This is a genomic window from Prosthecobacter sp. (assembly GCF_044222345.1).
Taxonomy (GTDB): Bacteria; Verrucomicrobiota; Verrucomicrobiia; order Verrucomicrobiales; family Verrucomicrobiaceae; genus Prosthecobacter.
Map to the genome: position 1 here is coordinate 60,161 of NZ_JBGANL010000005.1, position 14,882 is coordinate 75,042.

General features: G+C 59.6%; 14 protein-coding genes. 11 read left to right on the top strand and 3 right to left on the bottom strand.

Going from position 1 to position 14,882, the window contains the following annotated elements; translation table 11 throughout:
• Positions 1 to 10 precede the first annotated feature (10 nt).
• Entirely contained in the window at positions 11 to 745 is a 735-nt protein-coding gene (locus tag ACILSL_RS04775; RefSeq protein WP_395730858.1) for a DUF1080 domain-containing protein, read from the top strand.
• Positions 746 to 814: 69 nt separating this feature from the next.
• On the opposite strand, the gene ACILSL_RS04780 is transcribed toward ACILSL_RS04775, so the two are convergent.
• Complete coding sequence (locus ACILSL_RS04780) at positions 815 to 1,459, bottom strand: hypothetical protein (RefSeq protein WP_395730859.1); 645 nt, start codon at positions 1,457 to 1,459, stop codon at positions 815 to 817.
• Positions 1,460 to 1,586: 127 nt separating this feature from the next.
• On the opposite strand from ACILSL_RS04780, the gene glpK reads away from it, so the two are divergent.
• The 5 genes from glpK to ACILSL_RS04805 all read left to right on the top strand — a co-directional run bounded on the left by glpK (position 1,587) and on the right by ACILSL_RS04805 (position 8,285).
• Positions 1,587 to 3,077 (top strand): glycerol kinase GlpK, encoded by a 1,491-nt coding sequence (gene glpK / locus ACILSL_RS04785; protein ID WP_395730860.1) that lies wholly within the window; start codon positions 1,587 to 1,589, stop codon positions 3,075 to 3,077.
• Entirely contained in the window at positions 3,074 to 4,147 is a 1,074-nt protein-coding gene (locus ACILSL_RS04790) for a GNAT family N-acetyltransferase (RefSeq protein WP_395730861.1), read from the top strand. The genes glpK and ACILSL_RS04790 overlap by 4 nt, the downstream gene beginning before the upstream one ends.
• A 48-nt stretch (positions 4,148 to 4,195) precedes the next feature.
• Positions 4,196 to 6,283: an ATP-dependent DNA helicase RecG gene (gene recG / locus ACILSL_RS04795; protein ID WP_395730862.1), complete on the top strand. Its 2,088-nt coding sequence runs from the start codon at positions 4,196 to 4,198 to the stop codon at positions 6,281 to 6,283.
• A gap of 115 nt (positions 6,284 to 6,398) precedes the next feature.
• Positions 6,399 to 7,199: a hypothetical protein gene (locus ACILSL_RS04800; RefSeq protein WP_395730863.1), complete on the top strand. Its 801-nt coding sequence runs from the start codon at positions 6,399 to 6,401 to the stop codon at positions 7,197 to 7,199.
• A 63-nt stretch (positions 7,200 to 7,262) separates the two neighbouring features.
• Positions 7,263 to 8,285, top strand: a complete 1,023-nt coding sequence (locus ACILSL_RS04805; RefSeq protein WP_395730864.1) for a PIN/TRAM domain-containing protein — start codon at positions 7,263 to 7,265, stop codon at positions 8,283 to 8,285.
• Here ACILSL_RS04805 and ACILSL_RS04810 read toward each other — a convergent pair.
• Positions 8,269 to 9,066, bottom strand: coding sequence for a hypothetical protein (locus tag ACILSL_RS04810; protein ID WP_395730865.1), 798 nt, complete (start codon positions 9,064 to 9,066; stop codon positions 8,269 to 8,271). The genes ACILSL_RS04805 and ACILSL_RS04810 overlap by 17 nt on opposite strands.
• A gap of 406 nt (positions 9,067 to 9,472) precedes the next feature.
• Between ACILSL_RS04810 and ACILSL_RS04815 the strand changes: the two genes are divergently transcribed.
• Positions 9,473 to 10,801, top strand: coding sequence for a L,D-transpeptidase family protein (locus ACILSL_RS04815; RefSeq protein ID WP_395730866.1), 1,329 nt, complete (start codon positions 9,473 to 9,475; stop codon positions 10,799 to 10,801).
• 23 nt (positions 10,802 to 10,824) lie between these two features.
• Here ACILSL_RS04815 and mpl read toward each other — a convergent pair whose 3' ends face one another.
• Positions 10,825 to 12,207, bottom strand: coding sequence for a UDP-N-acetylmuramate:L-alanyl-gamma-D-glutamyl-meso-diaminopimelate ligase (mpl, locus tag ACILSL_RS04820; protein WP_395730867.1), 1,383 nt, complete (start codon positions 12,205 to 12,207; stop codon positions 10,825 to 10,827).
• A 185-nt stretch (positions 12,208 to 12,392) separates the two neighbouring features.
• Here mpl and ACILSL_RS04825 point away from each other — a divergent pair, with 185 nt between their 5' ends.
• From ACILSL_RS04825 to ACILSL_RS04840, 4 genes are all read left to right on the top strand, one after another.
• Positions 12,393 to 12,650, top strand: a complete 258-nt coding sequence (locus tag ACILSL_RS04825) for a hypothetical protein (protein ID WP_395730868.1) — start codon at positions 12,393 to 12,395, stop codon at positions 12,648 to 12,650.
• 81 nt (positions 12,651 to 12,731) lie between these two features.
• A complete protein-coding gene (locus tag ACILSL_RS04830) occupies positions 12,732 to 13,574 on the top strand; it encodes a DUF692 domain-containing protein (protein WP_395730869.1) in 843 nt (280 codons plus the stop codon).
• Positions 13,555 to 14,427 (top strand): putative DNA-binding domain-containing protein, encoded by an 873-nt coding sequence (locus ACILSL_RS04835; RefSeq protein ID WP_395730870.1) that lies wholly within the window; start codon positions 13,555 to 13,557, stop codon positions 14,425 to 14,427. Before ACILSL_RS04830 ends, ACILSL_RS04835 begins: the two co-directional genes overlap by 20 nt.
• Positions 14,424 to 14,882, top strand: a complete 459-nt coding sequence (locus ACILSL_RS04840) for a DoxX family protein (protein ID WP_395730871.1) — start codon at positions 14,424 to 14,426, stop codon at positions 14,880 to 14,882. The genes ACILSL_RS04835 and ACILSL_RS04840 overlap by 4 nt, the downstream gene beginning before the upstream one ends.

The window sequence follows — 14,882 nt, forward strand, 5'->3', positions numbered from 1 at the left end:
AACCATGATCATGAAATTACATTCACTCACTCTTGGCAGCCTGGTGCTGTCTCTTTGTCTTGTCTCCCATGCTCAAGACTCCGGCTTCCGGCCAATCTTCAATGGCAAGGATCTCACCGGCTGGTACGGGCTGAACCCTCACTCCGTCGTCAAACTCGAAGGCGAGAAGAAAGCGGAAGCGCTCAAAAAGATGCGCGACGAATTCGCCAAAGACTGGAAGGTGGAGAACGGCGAACTGGTCAATGACGGTCATGGCCCCTATGCCACCACTGAAGAGGAATTCGGCGACATCGAGTTCCTCATCGAATACAAAACCGTGGCAGGTGCTGACAGCGGTATCTACCTGCGTGGCGCACCTCAGGTGCAGATTTGGGACAAGTCCCAGGTCTTCGATCCGGCCAAACCGACACGCAGGCCTCACCTTGGCTCAGGCGGTCTGTTCAACAACACGCCGGACACCCCGGGACGAGATCCGCTGGTGGTGGCGGACAAGCCCATGGGTGAGTGGAACAGCTTCCGCATTCGCCAGATCGGGGCGCGCACCTGGGTTTGGCTGAACGACAAGCTCGTCGTGGACGGCAATGTGATGGAAAACTACTACGACCGCACCAAGCCGCTGCCTGCCAAAGGACCGATCATGCTGCAGACCCACGGCGGCGAGATCCGCTGGCGCAATCTGAAGGTGCGCGAGATCGGGGCTGAGGAGGCCAAGAAGATCCTCGCCGAAGCCAACGCGAAAAAGTGATCTGATCAGTCTAAAATGAAAAAAGCCGCAGGGGTGATCCTCCTGCGGCTTTTTCGTTTTTCTAGGAGACTACTTGTTCAGCACGAGACGCAGCGTGCCATTGTGGATGTCCAGCGACTGAATGCCTGCGATGAACTTTTGCAGTGCAGGGTCGGACTCCACATTTTCAGCGACGAGATCAACGCCCTTCAGATCGCCGATCCAGCTGTTGGGCAGCGAGATGCCGCCGAGGCTGAGGTCGTCGAGTTTCAGCGACAGCTTATGCTCTGGTGAAAGGCTGGTGCCGAAGGTGAAGCGAAGGCGAATTTTTTGATTCGGCATGATCGGAAAATCTTCCGGGGCGGTGAAGATGATCGCGGCGGAGACCTGGCCTTCGCCAAACTTGACCTGAACCGTCTCTCCGAGCTGTTGTTGGGCGAGGTAGGCGTTTACTTCACGCTCGTTGACGAGGATGGTGCGGTTGGCTTCATCGGGCGGAATGGCGGCAGGATTGTTCAGAGCCTGCAGCTTGCTGTCGAAGGCCGCCTGCTCCGTGGCAGTCAGGCTCACGGGAGTCATGGCGGAGGGGTAGAAGTTTTGTTTGACCCAGAAGGCGCCTGTGGCGGCGGCGATGCCCGCGCAGCCGAGAATGACGGTGAGGGTGATGAGCACGACTTTCTTCGTGGAACGCGCCCGTGGTGCGGCGGGCGCTGCCGTTTCAGGAATGGTTTGCATGGTGGTGAGTTTGGATGCTTTTCGGGCAAGAGTATTCATTCTGACTGAAAAATGCCATCTACATGTTCCCCGGCAGTTTGTAAGGCATTGACTCCGCACGCCAGCCTTGGGAACATCCCGAATAACCATGAAATACATACTCGCTCTCGACCAGGGCACCACCAGCTCACGTGCCATCCTCTTCAACCACGACGGAGGCATCGTGGCGACGGCCCAGAAGGAGTTCCGGCAGATCTTCCCAAAGCCGGGCTGGGTGGAGCATGATGCGCAGGAAATCTGGGCCACGCAGGCCGGGGTGGCTTCTGAGGTGCTGCACAAGGCGCGGGCGAAGGCTGCGGATGTGGCCGCCATTGGCATCACGAACCAGCGTGAGACGACGGTGGTGTGGGATCGCAAGACAGGAAAGCCGATCTGCAACGCCATCGTGTGGCAGGACCGCCGCACAGCCTCGATCTGCGACAAGCTGCGCGCGCACAAGATCGACAAGCTTATCCAACGCAAAACCGGCCTCGTCGTGGATGCCTACTTCTCCGCCACGAAGGTGCAGTGGATTTTGGAAAATGTGAAAGGGGCCAAAGCTCGCGCCGCCAAGGGTGAACTCGCTTTTGGCACCATTGACTCCTGGCTGCTGTGGAATCTCACCGGCGGCAAGGTACATGCCACGGATGTCAGCAATGCCTCGCGCACGATGCTGTATGACATTCGCAAAGGCACCTGGGATGACGAACTGCTGAAGATTTTCGGCGTGCCGCGTTCCATGCTGCCGGAGGTGCGGGATTCAAGCGGGGAATTTGGCGTGACAGCGCTGCTCGGGGGCTCCATTCCCATCGCTGGCATTGCGGGAGACCAGCAGTCGGCTTTGTTTGGCCAGATCTGCACAAAGCCTGGCATGGTGAAGAACACCTATGGCACCGGCTGCTTCATGCTCATGAACACGGGCACCAAGCCGATCAATTCCAAGAACAAACTGCTCACCACCGTGGCCTGGCGCATCAACGGGCACACCGAATACGCGCTCGAAGGCAGCGTGTTCATCGCCGGCGCGGCGATCCAGTGGCTGCGCGATGGTCTGGGCATCATCCGCCAGTCGGCGGATGTCGAGGCGCTGGCTGCGAGCGTGCCCGACACTGGCGGAGTCTATCTTGTGCCAGCGTTTGCCGGTCTCGGGGCACCGCATTGGGATGCCTATGCGCGGGGGACACTCGTGGGCATGACGCGCGGCACCACGGCGGCGCATATTGCGCGTGCGGCATTGGAAGGCATCGCCTTGCAGGTCATGGACATCTTGAAGGCCATGGAGGCCGATGCTGGGATCAAGCTGAAGGAACTGCGTGTCGATGGTGGCGCCTGCGTGAACAACCTGCTCATGCAACTGCAGTGCGATCTTCTCGGCGTCCCCGTCGTGCGACCGAAGGTGAATGAAACCACCGCACTCGGCGCCGCCTGTCTCGCGGGCCTCGCCGTGGGATATTGGAAGAACCAGGCGGACATCGCGAAGCACTGGCAGGTGGACCGTAAATTCAAACCAGCCATGAAAGCGGCTGCGCGCGCCAAGATCACGCAGGGGTGGGCTCGGGCGCTGGACAGGGCGAAGGGATGGGAGGAAAAATCGGCGTGAAACACACCGCATGGATCAATCCGCCCTGCCCGTTTCTGCCGGAGGAAAACCGGCACTACGATCACACAGACATCGAGGCGCTGAACCATGAACGTGGTCCGCTGTTTTATGAAACGGCGCTGCACTATGCGCAGAGCCTGTGGCGGGAAGGATTTCCGGCCAAAAGCATTCTCATCATCAACCGTGCCCTGTCGCTGCCTTTGAAGGCAGACGAACCCATTCTCGCGAAATGGCCGCTGCCGTATCTGGCGCTGGTTTGGATCATGCAGCACCGGGTGGAAGGCCAGTTCATTGGAAATCCGCGCCGCCACTGGCAGCATCTGGCTACGCGCATGGTGGAGCCCAACAAGGAGCTGCGCACCTGGCGCGCCTGGGCCTGCTGGTACCTGGCGCAGCTGATTCTCCCGGAGGCTGAGTTTCCCTCGGACCAGAAGCAAATCCGCGAGGAACAGCTCGTGGAGCCCACGCAGGATCAAATCGCCACACATCTGCACCGCCTCTCGCCCGCGCGGGATGAGGACACCTGGCGGCATGCCTTGAGTACGCTGCAAACGCGCCGCGAACCGCTCGCCGCACGCATCCGCCGCATCGGTGCCAATGAGCTGCCCACGGTGCAGCGTCTCGGGCATGAAATCTGGCATGCGTATTATCCGGGCATCATCAGTGTGGAGCAGATCCGGTACATGCTCTCCATCTGGTACCAGCCCGGCTCCATGGCGCATGAGATGCAGGCGCGGGATGTGTGGTATGCACTCGTGGAGATCGCAGGGCCAAAGCCGGTCGGCTACATTTCCTTTGAGAAGCTGCTTTTTGAACCGGTGCTCTTCATCAACAAGCTTTATCTGCTGCCAGAAGTGCATGGCAATGGCCTCGGAGGTGTAACTCTGCGCTGGACCGAGGACCGCGCTCGCGAGATGAGCTGCAAGGTCGTGCGCCTCCGTGTGAACAAGCGCAACGCCCCCGCCATCCGCTCCTATCTGCGTGCGGGATTTCGTTTCACCGAAGACATCGTCAGCGACATCGGCAGCGGGTTTGTGATGGATGATTATGTGATGGAGAAGGCGGTGTGAATTCAAGATCGCCTTTGACACTCATCGCCACGCATTCCATCTCAGCAGGTGATTCCGCTCGACCTCTCTCTCGCTGAAGTTCCCGGCATGCCCGCGCATGCGGCCCGCTTGCTGGGCAAGGAGGGTGTGGCGACGGTGGCGGATGTGATCTCCCTGATGCCATCCCGGCACGAAGACCGGCGGCAGATGCAGGCGCTGGCGTTTCAGGCGGGGTTGGCACCGACGTGCCATCACGTGCTGATCACGAAGACGGGAAACAAGTTTTTCGGCAGGGCGGGTGTGTTTGAGGCAGTGGTGAGGCATGCGACGGGGCTTCTGGGGCAGCAGCTCACGCTGAAGTGGTGGAACATGCCGTTCATGAGCCGGGTGCTGGCGGAGGGGCAGGAGCTGATCGTCTATGGCATCATCAAGGACACGAAAGGCCGGCTGAGCATGTCGCATCCGGAGTATGAGATCGTCAAAGGCGGTGCGGATGATGATGCGGAGCAGATTCACACGGGGCGCATCACACCCATCTACCGGCTGAAGGGGGCGATGACGCAGAAGGCGCTGCGCGTGGCGGCGTGGCATGTGCTGCGGGCACTGCCGGAGTCGTTTGTCGAGGATCTGCTGCCGGCACCGAGCGGGGAAGGGGAGTTTGCAGGTCAGACGCGCTCCAAGGCTATGCGTGAGGTGCATTTCCCAGCCAGCATGGAAACGCTGGAACAGGCGAAGCGCTACCTCGCTCTGCAGGAGTTCTACGGCTACCAATTGCGCGTTGCGCGGAGGAAGCGGCGGGTGATCGAATCCGGGGGGCGCAGGCAGGCCGGCACGGGCGAGCTGCTGCGGGACTTTTTCAGCGAACTGCCGTTTCAGCTCACCCCGGCGCAGCAGCGTTGTCTGGATGAGATTCATCGAGACATGGCCTCGGGAAATCCCATGAAGCGCCTGCTACATGGCGATGTGGGCAGCGGCAAGACTGTAGTGGCCTTTGCTGCGATGCTGCGTGCGGTCGAATCAGGCCGGCAGGCGGTGCTGATGGCACCGACGCAGATTTTGGCTGAGCAGCATGCGCGCAACGCACGCAAGTGGCTGGAGCCGCTGGGCCTGCGCGTGGCGCTGCGGACGGGATCGAAACGCGAGGATGGGGAAGGCGTGGAGTTGATGCGCGGAAAGCGCAGCGCAGGGAAAGCAGAGATCGTCATCGGCACGCATGCGCTGCTGCATGATGCGGAGCTGATGCACAACACGGGGATTGTGGTCATTGACGAGCAGCACAAGTTTGGCGTGGCGCAGCGGGCGAAGCTGATCCGCAAAGGGGACACACCGGACGTGCTCGTGATGACGGCCACGCCGATTCCGCGCACGCTGACGCTGACGATCTACGGGGATCTGGAGGTTTCCACGATCGACCAAAAGCCACGCGATGGGGTGAAGATCATCACCAAGGTGCGGCCGAAAACCAAATTGAAGGAGGCGGCCAAATTTCTGCGTGAGCAGATCGAGGAGGGGCGGCAGGGGTATATCGTGTACGCGCTGATCGATGAATCGGAAAAGCTCGATGCGGGTGCGGCGACGAAGGGACATGAGGAGTGGTCCAAGCTGCTGGCCCCGTGCGAGGTGGGTCTGCTGCATGGCCGAATGAGCGCGGAGGAGAAGGAGGAGGTGATGAAACGCTTTCGTGCGGGCAAGCTGGATGCACTGGTTTCCACGACGGTGATCGAAGTGGGCATCGACGTGCCAAACGCAACGGTGATGTTCATCCATGACGCGGGCCGTTTCGGGCTGGCGCAGCTGCATCAGCTGCGGGGGCGCATCGGCCGCGGGGCGCACACGAGCTACTGCGTGCTGTTTGTGGACGACAAGGACGAGGAGAACCGGCAGCGGCTGGCGATCATGGAGGAGACGAGCGATGGCTTCCAGATCGCCGAGGAAGACCTGCGGCGGCGTGGGCCTGGGGATGTGCTGGGCCATGCGCAGAGCGGTCAGGCGCCGCTGCTGTTTGGTGAACTGCTGGCGGACACGCGGCTGGTGCGTCTGGCACGGCAGCTTGCCGAGCGGACACTGGACGAAGATCCGCAGCTTTTGCGGCCGTCTCTGGCGGTGTTCCGAGATGAGCCGGTGGTGGCCGAAAAGGCGCAGGCGATGATGCAATGATTCGGGTTAATTAAATTTGTTTAAAGGTGGGTTTAGTTAAGGGGGCTTGACGATTGAGGCTTTTACCCGGTCAGTACTCAGTGTCATGCATCCTCTTGCTCCAAGCCACGCGCCTATGGCGCTGGTGAACCAAACCGAAGCCGTTCGCAAACGGCGCCGGACTGGCAGGCTGGGCATTATCACGGTTTTGCGTGGGATCGTTGTGTCTTCGGCTGTCCTGGGGGCCGCGGTGTTTGTGCTGTGGTTGAAGCAGGAATCGCCGCATCCTACCCCAGCGATTGCCGTCCGTGAATCGCCCTTAGTCCAGGCGCGGAGCTTGAAGTCGCTCTTGCAGACGGTGAAGTCTTCCGGACTGGCTGCCATCGGGCTGAAGAAAAATCCCGTGCCGGTACCCGCTCCCGCCGTGGTGCAGGCTCCACGGGTCCAAGAGCCGGACGTGAAGAAGATGCTGCCGGTGTGGCTGCTGGCGGACATTCCTGAATTTGCTGATGCCAAGAATGCCGGGCTGTCTCCTGCCCAGATCATGGAACAAATGAGGCAAAGTCTGCGTGAGTTGGGTGCCCGGCAGATGGGGCAGTCGGTGCGTTTTGGGATGCTGAACCTTTCTGAACTGATGGCTATGGAACCCAAGGCATGGAAGGCGAGCATGAATACGCTCGTCGCGAGCGAGAACCGCGCCTCGGCGATGCTGCTGACGTTCTTTCTTACTTATCTTGATCGTGGAGGTGACGGTGCAGGTGTGAAAGCCCTGGTGAGGGCCATGGAGCAAGGCATGGCCGAGGAGAGCGCTGTGCGGGAGTTTATCCTGGCAGGGCGCAGTGTGTCTGAACTGGAACGTGAGATGGGACGAGTGTTTGCGGAAGCCGGGGTGGAGCTCCAGTTTACACGGCGTGGTGGTCTGGCCATGAGGCCGTGACGAATTCCGGGGGAGAATCCTTTTGCCCCGTCTGGTTTTTGCCTTTAATCCCTGCTCATCTCCATGAAAACTTCCTGGCCCATCCGCCTTGTGCGTGCGCTGTTCTTTGCGTTCTCCGTTTTCATTGGCATTGCGATCGCCCTGGGCCTGGACCAGGACGCCTGGGTCGGAGCGCTGAGTGGTGCAGTGTTCATGGGGCTGCTGGTGGTGCTGGATGTGATGCTGGCGCATTTCACCCTGAGGGATTTTTCCCACGCCACGCTGGGGCTTGCGGTGGGGCTCTTCTGCGCGTGGCTGATCACGCGCATCGGCGTGTTCCAGCTCGCCTATTTCCAAAATCACGAGGAAGGGGTGGCTCTGCAAAATGTCGCGGAGATCTGCATCTATGGGACGCTGGCGTTTTTCGGGGTCACGTTTGCGCTGCGCAGTGACCGGGACCAGTTTGCCTTTTTGATCCCGTACATCCGGTTCCGCCGTGATGGTTCTGAAGGTGAACCGCTGCTGCTGGACACGAATGTCGTCATGGACGCCCGGCTGACTGGGGTGTTTGCCACCGGATTTCTCAGCGGTGCCGTCGTGGTGCCGCGTTGCGTTTTGGACGGGCTTCAGCATCTGGCAGACTCCTCCGAGGTGGCTCAATCTCTGCGGGGCAAGCGAGGTTTGGAGATGATGGAAAAACTGCGGGCAAGGCCTGAGATGAAGGTTTCCATCCATGAGGACGGCTCTTCAGATGCTTCGGTGGAAGTGCGGCTGGTCACGCTGGCGCGTGAGCTGAACGCCCGCCTGCTGACCAATGACGACAATCTTGCCAAGGTGGCCCGGCTGCGCGGTATCACCGTGCTCAGCCTGCGCGAGCTGGCTGCAGCCTTGAATCCAGAACTCAGCGTGGGCGATGAACTGCGGCTGCCGCTGACCAAACCTGGCAAGGACAAGAATCAGGCGGTGGGTTATCTGCCCGACGGTGCCATGATCGTGGTGAACAACGCCGCCGCGCAGATCGGTCAAACGGTGGAGGTGGTGGTTTCGGGCACCCTTCCGACCAGTGCCGGAAGGTTGATCTTTGCTGAGATCAAACCGGCCGCGTGACGCGCCTGCGCTGCATCCAACCCGCTGAGAGGGCCAGCATCACCAGCAAAGCCGACTGAGGCTCTGGAACCATGGTGATGGACATGATGGAGGCCGCGCTGGTGGAGATGCGCGAGGCGTACATGCTGGAGGGATTGTCCAGAGGGAGGTCGGGGATGAATGTCCAGCCAAAGGAGTCGGAGCCCTGATAAAGACCGCCGCGATCAAACAAGGCCGCATTGAAATCGCTGCCATCTCCAGTAACGTTGTTGGTGTCGAACATGCCATCAATGCTGTAGTTCACGCCAGCCAGTTTCCAGATGCCGCCATCATTGACGAACACGCCGCCGCCGGAATCACCGTTGGAGAGGGTGGCTTCTTCGGCGGTGCCACTGGCACTGAAAGAAGCGGTGAGCAGATCGCCAACGGCGCTCGAATAAATTCCGCTGACCGTGTTGGTGCCCCAACGCGCTGTGCCGTCAGGATTGGTGTCCTGCCAGCCGTGCAGAATCCCTCCGACGAGAACGTCCGCACCGCGTGGACCGCCTCTGCCGTTGACCTCCATGGTCAGGCCCGTTTCGGATGATCCCGTATAAAGCGGAGCATAGGTGGAAAAAGTTTCCTGGATTTTGAAGATGCGCAGGTCAGTGCCCGCGATGTCCCAGTAGCCGACGCCGCCGTTGGCTGCGGTGTCGATGTTGTAGGTCACATCCGCGCCACCGCTGAAAATGCCGTTTTGCGTAAAGGTGGAGCCCTGAGTGCCAAAATGCTGTGCAGTGATGAAGTACTGCGGGGCGATCATGGTGCCGAGATAGGCGCCGTAAGTGCCTTCATACTGCCAGCCTGAATTGGCAAAGATGCCGGTGGGTGCCGTGGTGTTGTGAGTTGGATCAGCAGTGGCTTCAAATACGATCGCGCGACACGGAGTAAAGCCAAGGCAAAGCAGCGCGGATGTTGCGCAGATGATGCGCGAGCATATAGAAGCTGATGCTTTGGAGACCAGGAACATCAAGCAATGTCTCACCATGTTTATGAATTACCATAAAACTCTGCTGAATTGCCTTAAATTTGTCCCCGCAAGCATCATCAAAGTCGGATTTGCAAATGACGTGGTCTTTGCTCGGTGAAAACCTGCTCGACACACAGGTCGTTTTTGTTATGGGTGACAGGATTGTGACGCAAAAATGAAAAATGGTTCATTCATTAACATGCTGGGTGCCTGCGTTTTCCCGCCGCTCGTCGGCGTGGGGATTTGCTGGGGTATCATGCAAATTTTGAAGAACCATGAAATGTTTCGTCTGGATGTGGTCACACTGCCCACTGCCACGGTCAGCAAGGTGCGTCAGGGCAAGCTGAGCGGGACCAGTGCTGAGATCCGTGCCTCGCTGCCTGTTGATGCTAGCTTCGACCCTGTGCGGTCACTGCCAGTGCCGCCGAACGCGGAAAAAACCGCGCTCAGACGTGCGGCTGAGGCACCAAAGGTGAAACCGTTCATTGCTACGGAGCTGTCGCGCGGGGATGCCGGGGGGGGCACCGCCAGGAAGTCTGACAAGCCCTCTCCTGCCATCGCCTTTAAAACGCCTGCCTGGCGTCCGATCCTTGATCCGATCACGGATCACTGGACACGATTGATGCCGCGCACGGCTGCGCTGCCGCAGGCCTACCAAGCCGTGCTCAACGATGACGCTGCTCATCTGGCGAAGATCATTGCCATGGGAATTTCCCCCAACGAAATGACCCTGGGCGGGGATACGCCGCTGTGCGCCGCCGTGCGCATGGGACGTGCGGATTGTGTGAATGTGCTGGCGCTCTCGGGTGTGAACCTGAACCAGCCTGCGCATGAAAAGCAGCCACCGATAGCGATAGCCTCCCTGCGCCGGAATACGCCCGTGCTGCAGGCGCTGCTGGATTTTGGCGTTGATCCCAACACGCGCTTCAACACTCCCATTCACAAGCAGGTCATTGACCGCTGCACGATCAAAGATCTTCGAAACGCCATGGAAAGCGATCGCGGAATCACTCCGATGATCTGCTGTGCTGCGCGTGGCGATGTGGAAGGCGCGGTCACTTTGATGCGCGCAGGAGGCCGGCCAGGAATGGGGACCACGCGTTATCATCGTTATCCCATTAACTTTGCCGCCACGCAGGGGTATCTATTTCTGATGCGCGTCCTGCTGGGTCGGGATCCGGAGTCGGAGCCGGACACGCTGGTGACCGTCGATCTCTCGAGTCAACGTGCCTGGGTGACCAAGCAGGGGCGCATTATCAACCACACCATGGTTTCCACCGGACGTGAAGGCTATGGCACACCGGCAGGGCGCTATGTCATCACCGACAAGCACACCTCCCATGTCTCCACGCTCTACCATGTGGCCATGCCGTGGTTCATGCGCTTGAATTGCGGGGCGATCGGCCTGCACAGCGGATATGTCACGGGTCAGCCCGCGTCACACGGCTGCATTCGTCTGCCCTATGAGAAGGCGAAGCAATTTTTCAGTCAGGTCCGCGTGGGGGACGAGGTGGAGATTGTTTATTGAGGAACCCTTCCGGCTCCAACCGCCTACAGTGTCTTCAGCAGCTTGTCGTGGATGCCGTCGAAGCCGCCGTTGCTGAAGACCACGATGACATCGCCCGTGTGAGTTTCCTGTTTCAGACGATTTACGATGGCGTCGGTGTCTGCTTCAAACCAGCAGGGCTTGCCGCGTGCCGTGACTGACTGCGCCACCTTGGCGGTGTCCAGGCGTTGATCTGCCGCGACTTTCTCCGGATTGGCCACGGCCGCGATGACGGAGCCATCGGCCTCGGTCAGTGCCTCGATCAATTCATTCTGCAGCACGTTGCGGCGGCTTGTGTTTGAGCGCGGTTCAAAAAGCGCCCACAGGCGGCGGCCGTTATAGCGCTGGCGAAGGCCGCGCAGCGTCTCGCGAATGGCAGTCGGGTGATGACCGAAGTCATCGATGATCGTGATGCCGTGGGCGGTGCCACGCTCTTGCTGACGACGGCGGATGCCGCGGAAACTGGCCAGGCCGGCGCGGATTTCATCATCACTCAAGCCGGCAAACCGGGCCGCACACACACACATGGCCGCGTTGCGCGCATTGAATTCGCCGACCATCGGCACTTCGAACGCAACGCCGTTGATTTCGAACTGCGTGGTCTCAGGTGTCACGCCGGTGATCGTGATGCGGAAATCGCAGTCTGGTCCCAGGCCCACGGTCTTGAGCGGGGCCGGGCATTTCGCACGCAGAGAGAGGCAGTTGGGATCGTCGCCGTTGATCAGGACAAGGCCGTTGCGAGGAACCGTGTTGAGGAAGCGCTGAAAGGAGAGCAGGATTTCATCGAGGTCACGGAAGATGTCCGCGTGATCGAACTCGATGTTGTTCACGATGGCGCACTCGGGCAGGTAGTGGAGGAACTTGCTGCGCTTGTCGAAGTAGGCGGTGTCGTACTCGTCGCCTTCGATCACAAACAGGTCCGAGTGGGTGAAGCGTGCGCCGGATTCGAAATTCTCAGGCACGCCGCCAATCATGAAGCCGGGGTTTTTGCCGGCGTGCTCATAGATCCACGCCAGCATCGTGGTCGTGGTTGTTTTGCCGTGCGTGCCGCTCACCACAAAGCTGCGTTTGCCCTGGATGACTTCGCGCTTCAACATCTCCGCCATGGAGACGTAGGGCAGCTTTTTCTCCAGCAGGGCTTCGAGTTCGGGATTGCCGCGTGAGATCGCGTTGCCCACGACATACACATCCGCCTGCTGCGGCAGGTTCTCCGGATTGTAGCCTTCGGTCACGGTGATGCCTGCATCACGCAGCACATCGCTCATGGGCGGATAGACTGAATTGTCGGAGCCGCTGATGGTGTGACCGAGGGCGCGCAGCGCGACTGCGGTGGAGCCCATTGCCGTGCCGCAGATGCCGATGAAATGAATGTGCTTGGGAGATGCCATGGAAAGAGGGGCGCACGGTTCAAGCCCAGGCGCAGACGTGAACTAAAGCAGGGCTTTTTGCCCCCTGCTAAAAGAATTTCACTTGGGCGGGAATAATCGCAGCAGCGGGGGCTCACACGATGCGACGGCTCGAACCCACGCAGCCGGCAGAACTAACAAACCAACTAACGCACTCCACACCTACCATGAGCACCAAGCACATCATCGCCGCCGCCGCCTTCACCGGTCTCCTCTCCGGCGCCTACGCCGCCCAGACCACCAGCACCCAGAAGGCCGCCAGCCTCGGCGTCTCCATCGAAAAGATGGCTGACAAAGGCCAGCACGCCTGCAAGGGACACAATGCCTGCAAGGGACAGGGCGGCTGCAAGTCCGGCGACAACGGCTGCAAAGGCAAGAACTCCTGCAAAGGCAAAGGCGGCTGCAACACCATGCCGAAGAAGTAAGCCAAATCGATTTCCGCAGCCACACGACACCTCCCGCGTGTGGCTGCGGTTGTCTTTAACCCAGGCCTTCCCAACCCAGCAATGCCCGCCAACCCTCACAACGGTCACACCGATCTCGGCATCGGTCTTGGCCTCCGAGTGCCGCACTACCGGCACATTCTGGAGAAAAAGCCCGTCTGTGACTGGTTTGAGATCATCTCCGAAAATTTCATGGTCGATGGCGGCCGACCGCTGGAGGTGCTGGACAGTATTCTGGAGCAGTATCGCGTCGTGCAGCACGGCGTCGCTATGTACTTTGGCAATGCCGATCCTCTGAACCGCGATCACCTCAAAAAACTCAAGCGTCTGGTGAAGCGCACCAACACGCCCTGGCTCTCCGATCACCTCTGCTGGGGCAGCGTGGGTGGCCGGTGCTCGCATGATCTCCTGCCCATGCCTTACACGACGAGCGTGGCCAGACACACGGCTGAGAAGATCAGGCAGGCGCGCGATTTTCTCGAAGTGCCCATCTGTGTCGAAAATGTGAGCAGCTATGCCGAATTCACCCAGAACGAGATGACCGAATGGGAGTTCCTCAACGAAGTCGTCGAGCAAGCCGATTGCGGCATCCTCCTGGATGTAAACAATATCTACGTTTCCTCTCAAAATCACGGCTTCGATCCCTTCGAGTATCTTCGTGCAGTGCCGCATCATCGTGTGGGCCAGATTCACATCGCGGGTCACACACGGTATGAAAACGTCATCCTTGACACGCACGATCATCCCGTGCCCGATCCCGTGTGGGATCTCTACGCCGAGGCGATCAAACTTTCCGGCAGCACCGCCACGCTGCTCGAATGGGACGACAAAATCCCCAGCTTCGAAGACGTTCACGCCGAAGCGCTCAAAGCCAGCCGCTATCTCCATGAGCACGCGCACGCCTAGCCAGATCCGCACCAATGCAGACCTGCGCCACCTGCAGCGCACGATGGCTGCCGCACTCATGCAGCCGCTTTCGCGTCAGGATGGCATGAATGCCAGAACGCAGGTCGATTTCATCACGCCAAACGATCGCATGAGCGGTTTCGATCGGCTCGAAATCTACGCCCGCCAGTATTGGTTCCGTCTGCTCGACTGCCTCTACGATGATTATCCTGCACTGCGCGTTTTTCTGGGCGAGCGTCGCTTTCACCAGCTGTGCCGCGACTACCTCGCGCAGCATCCCAGCAATTCCTGGACTCTGCGAAATCTTGGATCCGCCCTCCCCTCTTTTATTACGGATCTCAAGGCGCGTGATATTACCCGAGTTGAATGGGCGCAGACGCTTGCCTTTGACGAGGTGTTGAAAAAGCCGCTGCGGATCGATGATCTGCTTGGCACTGACCCCTCCACGCTTCGTCTGGGAATTCAGCCCTGCGTCGTGCTTCTAGAGATCGACCATGCGGTCGATCACTTCATCACCGCGATGAACAAGGCCGACGCCGATGTACGTGGTTCAGCCAGCCAGGCCATGTCCGAGGCGCCCACCCGTGACAGCATTGCCAAAGCACCGAAATTGAAACGTGAGCGTGTGCATCTGGTTGTCCATCGCCACGACAACATGCTGTACTTCAAGCGCCTCTCCCTGGAGTCTTTCGCCATGCTAGCCGCACTGCGGGATGGCCTCACGCTGGCAGATGCCGTCGAACTCGCACTTGCCCAAGCTGCTCCGGACACTGACTGGCCAGCACAAATCCGCGAATGGTTTACCGAGTTCTCTCAGCTCGGGTGGTTCGTCAAATCTCCCCAAAAATCATGAAACCTTGGACCCTGGCCAACACTCTCCTTGATCGCACCGCAGGTTATCTGGCAGATCCTTTTCTGCTCGGCATCCGCCTCTACTGGGGCTGGCAGTTTTTCCAGACTGGCAAAGGCAAGCTCAGTGACATCAGCGTACCCACCGCCTTCTTCACGGAGCTCGGCATTCCCTTTCCACAGCTCAATGCCTGCATGGCTGGTTGCACCGAGTGCCTTGGTGGGCTGCTGCTTCTGGTTGGCCTCTTTTCCCGAGTCACCTGCGTGCCCCTCATCTTTACCATGCTCGTCGCCTACAGCACGGCGCACCTCGATGTGGTGAAGACGATCTGGGCGGATGCCGACTCCTTCGTCAGCGCGCCGCCGTTTCTTTTCCTGTTCGCTGCCGTGACGGTCTTCATCTTTGGCCCAGGCAAGTTCTCGGTCGATGAACTGCTGCGCAGGTGGAAGGCCAGATGA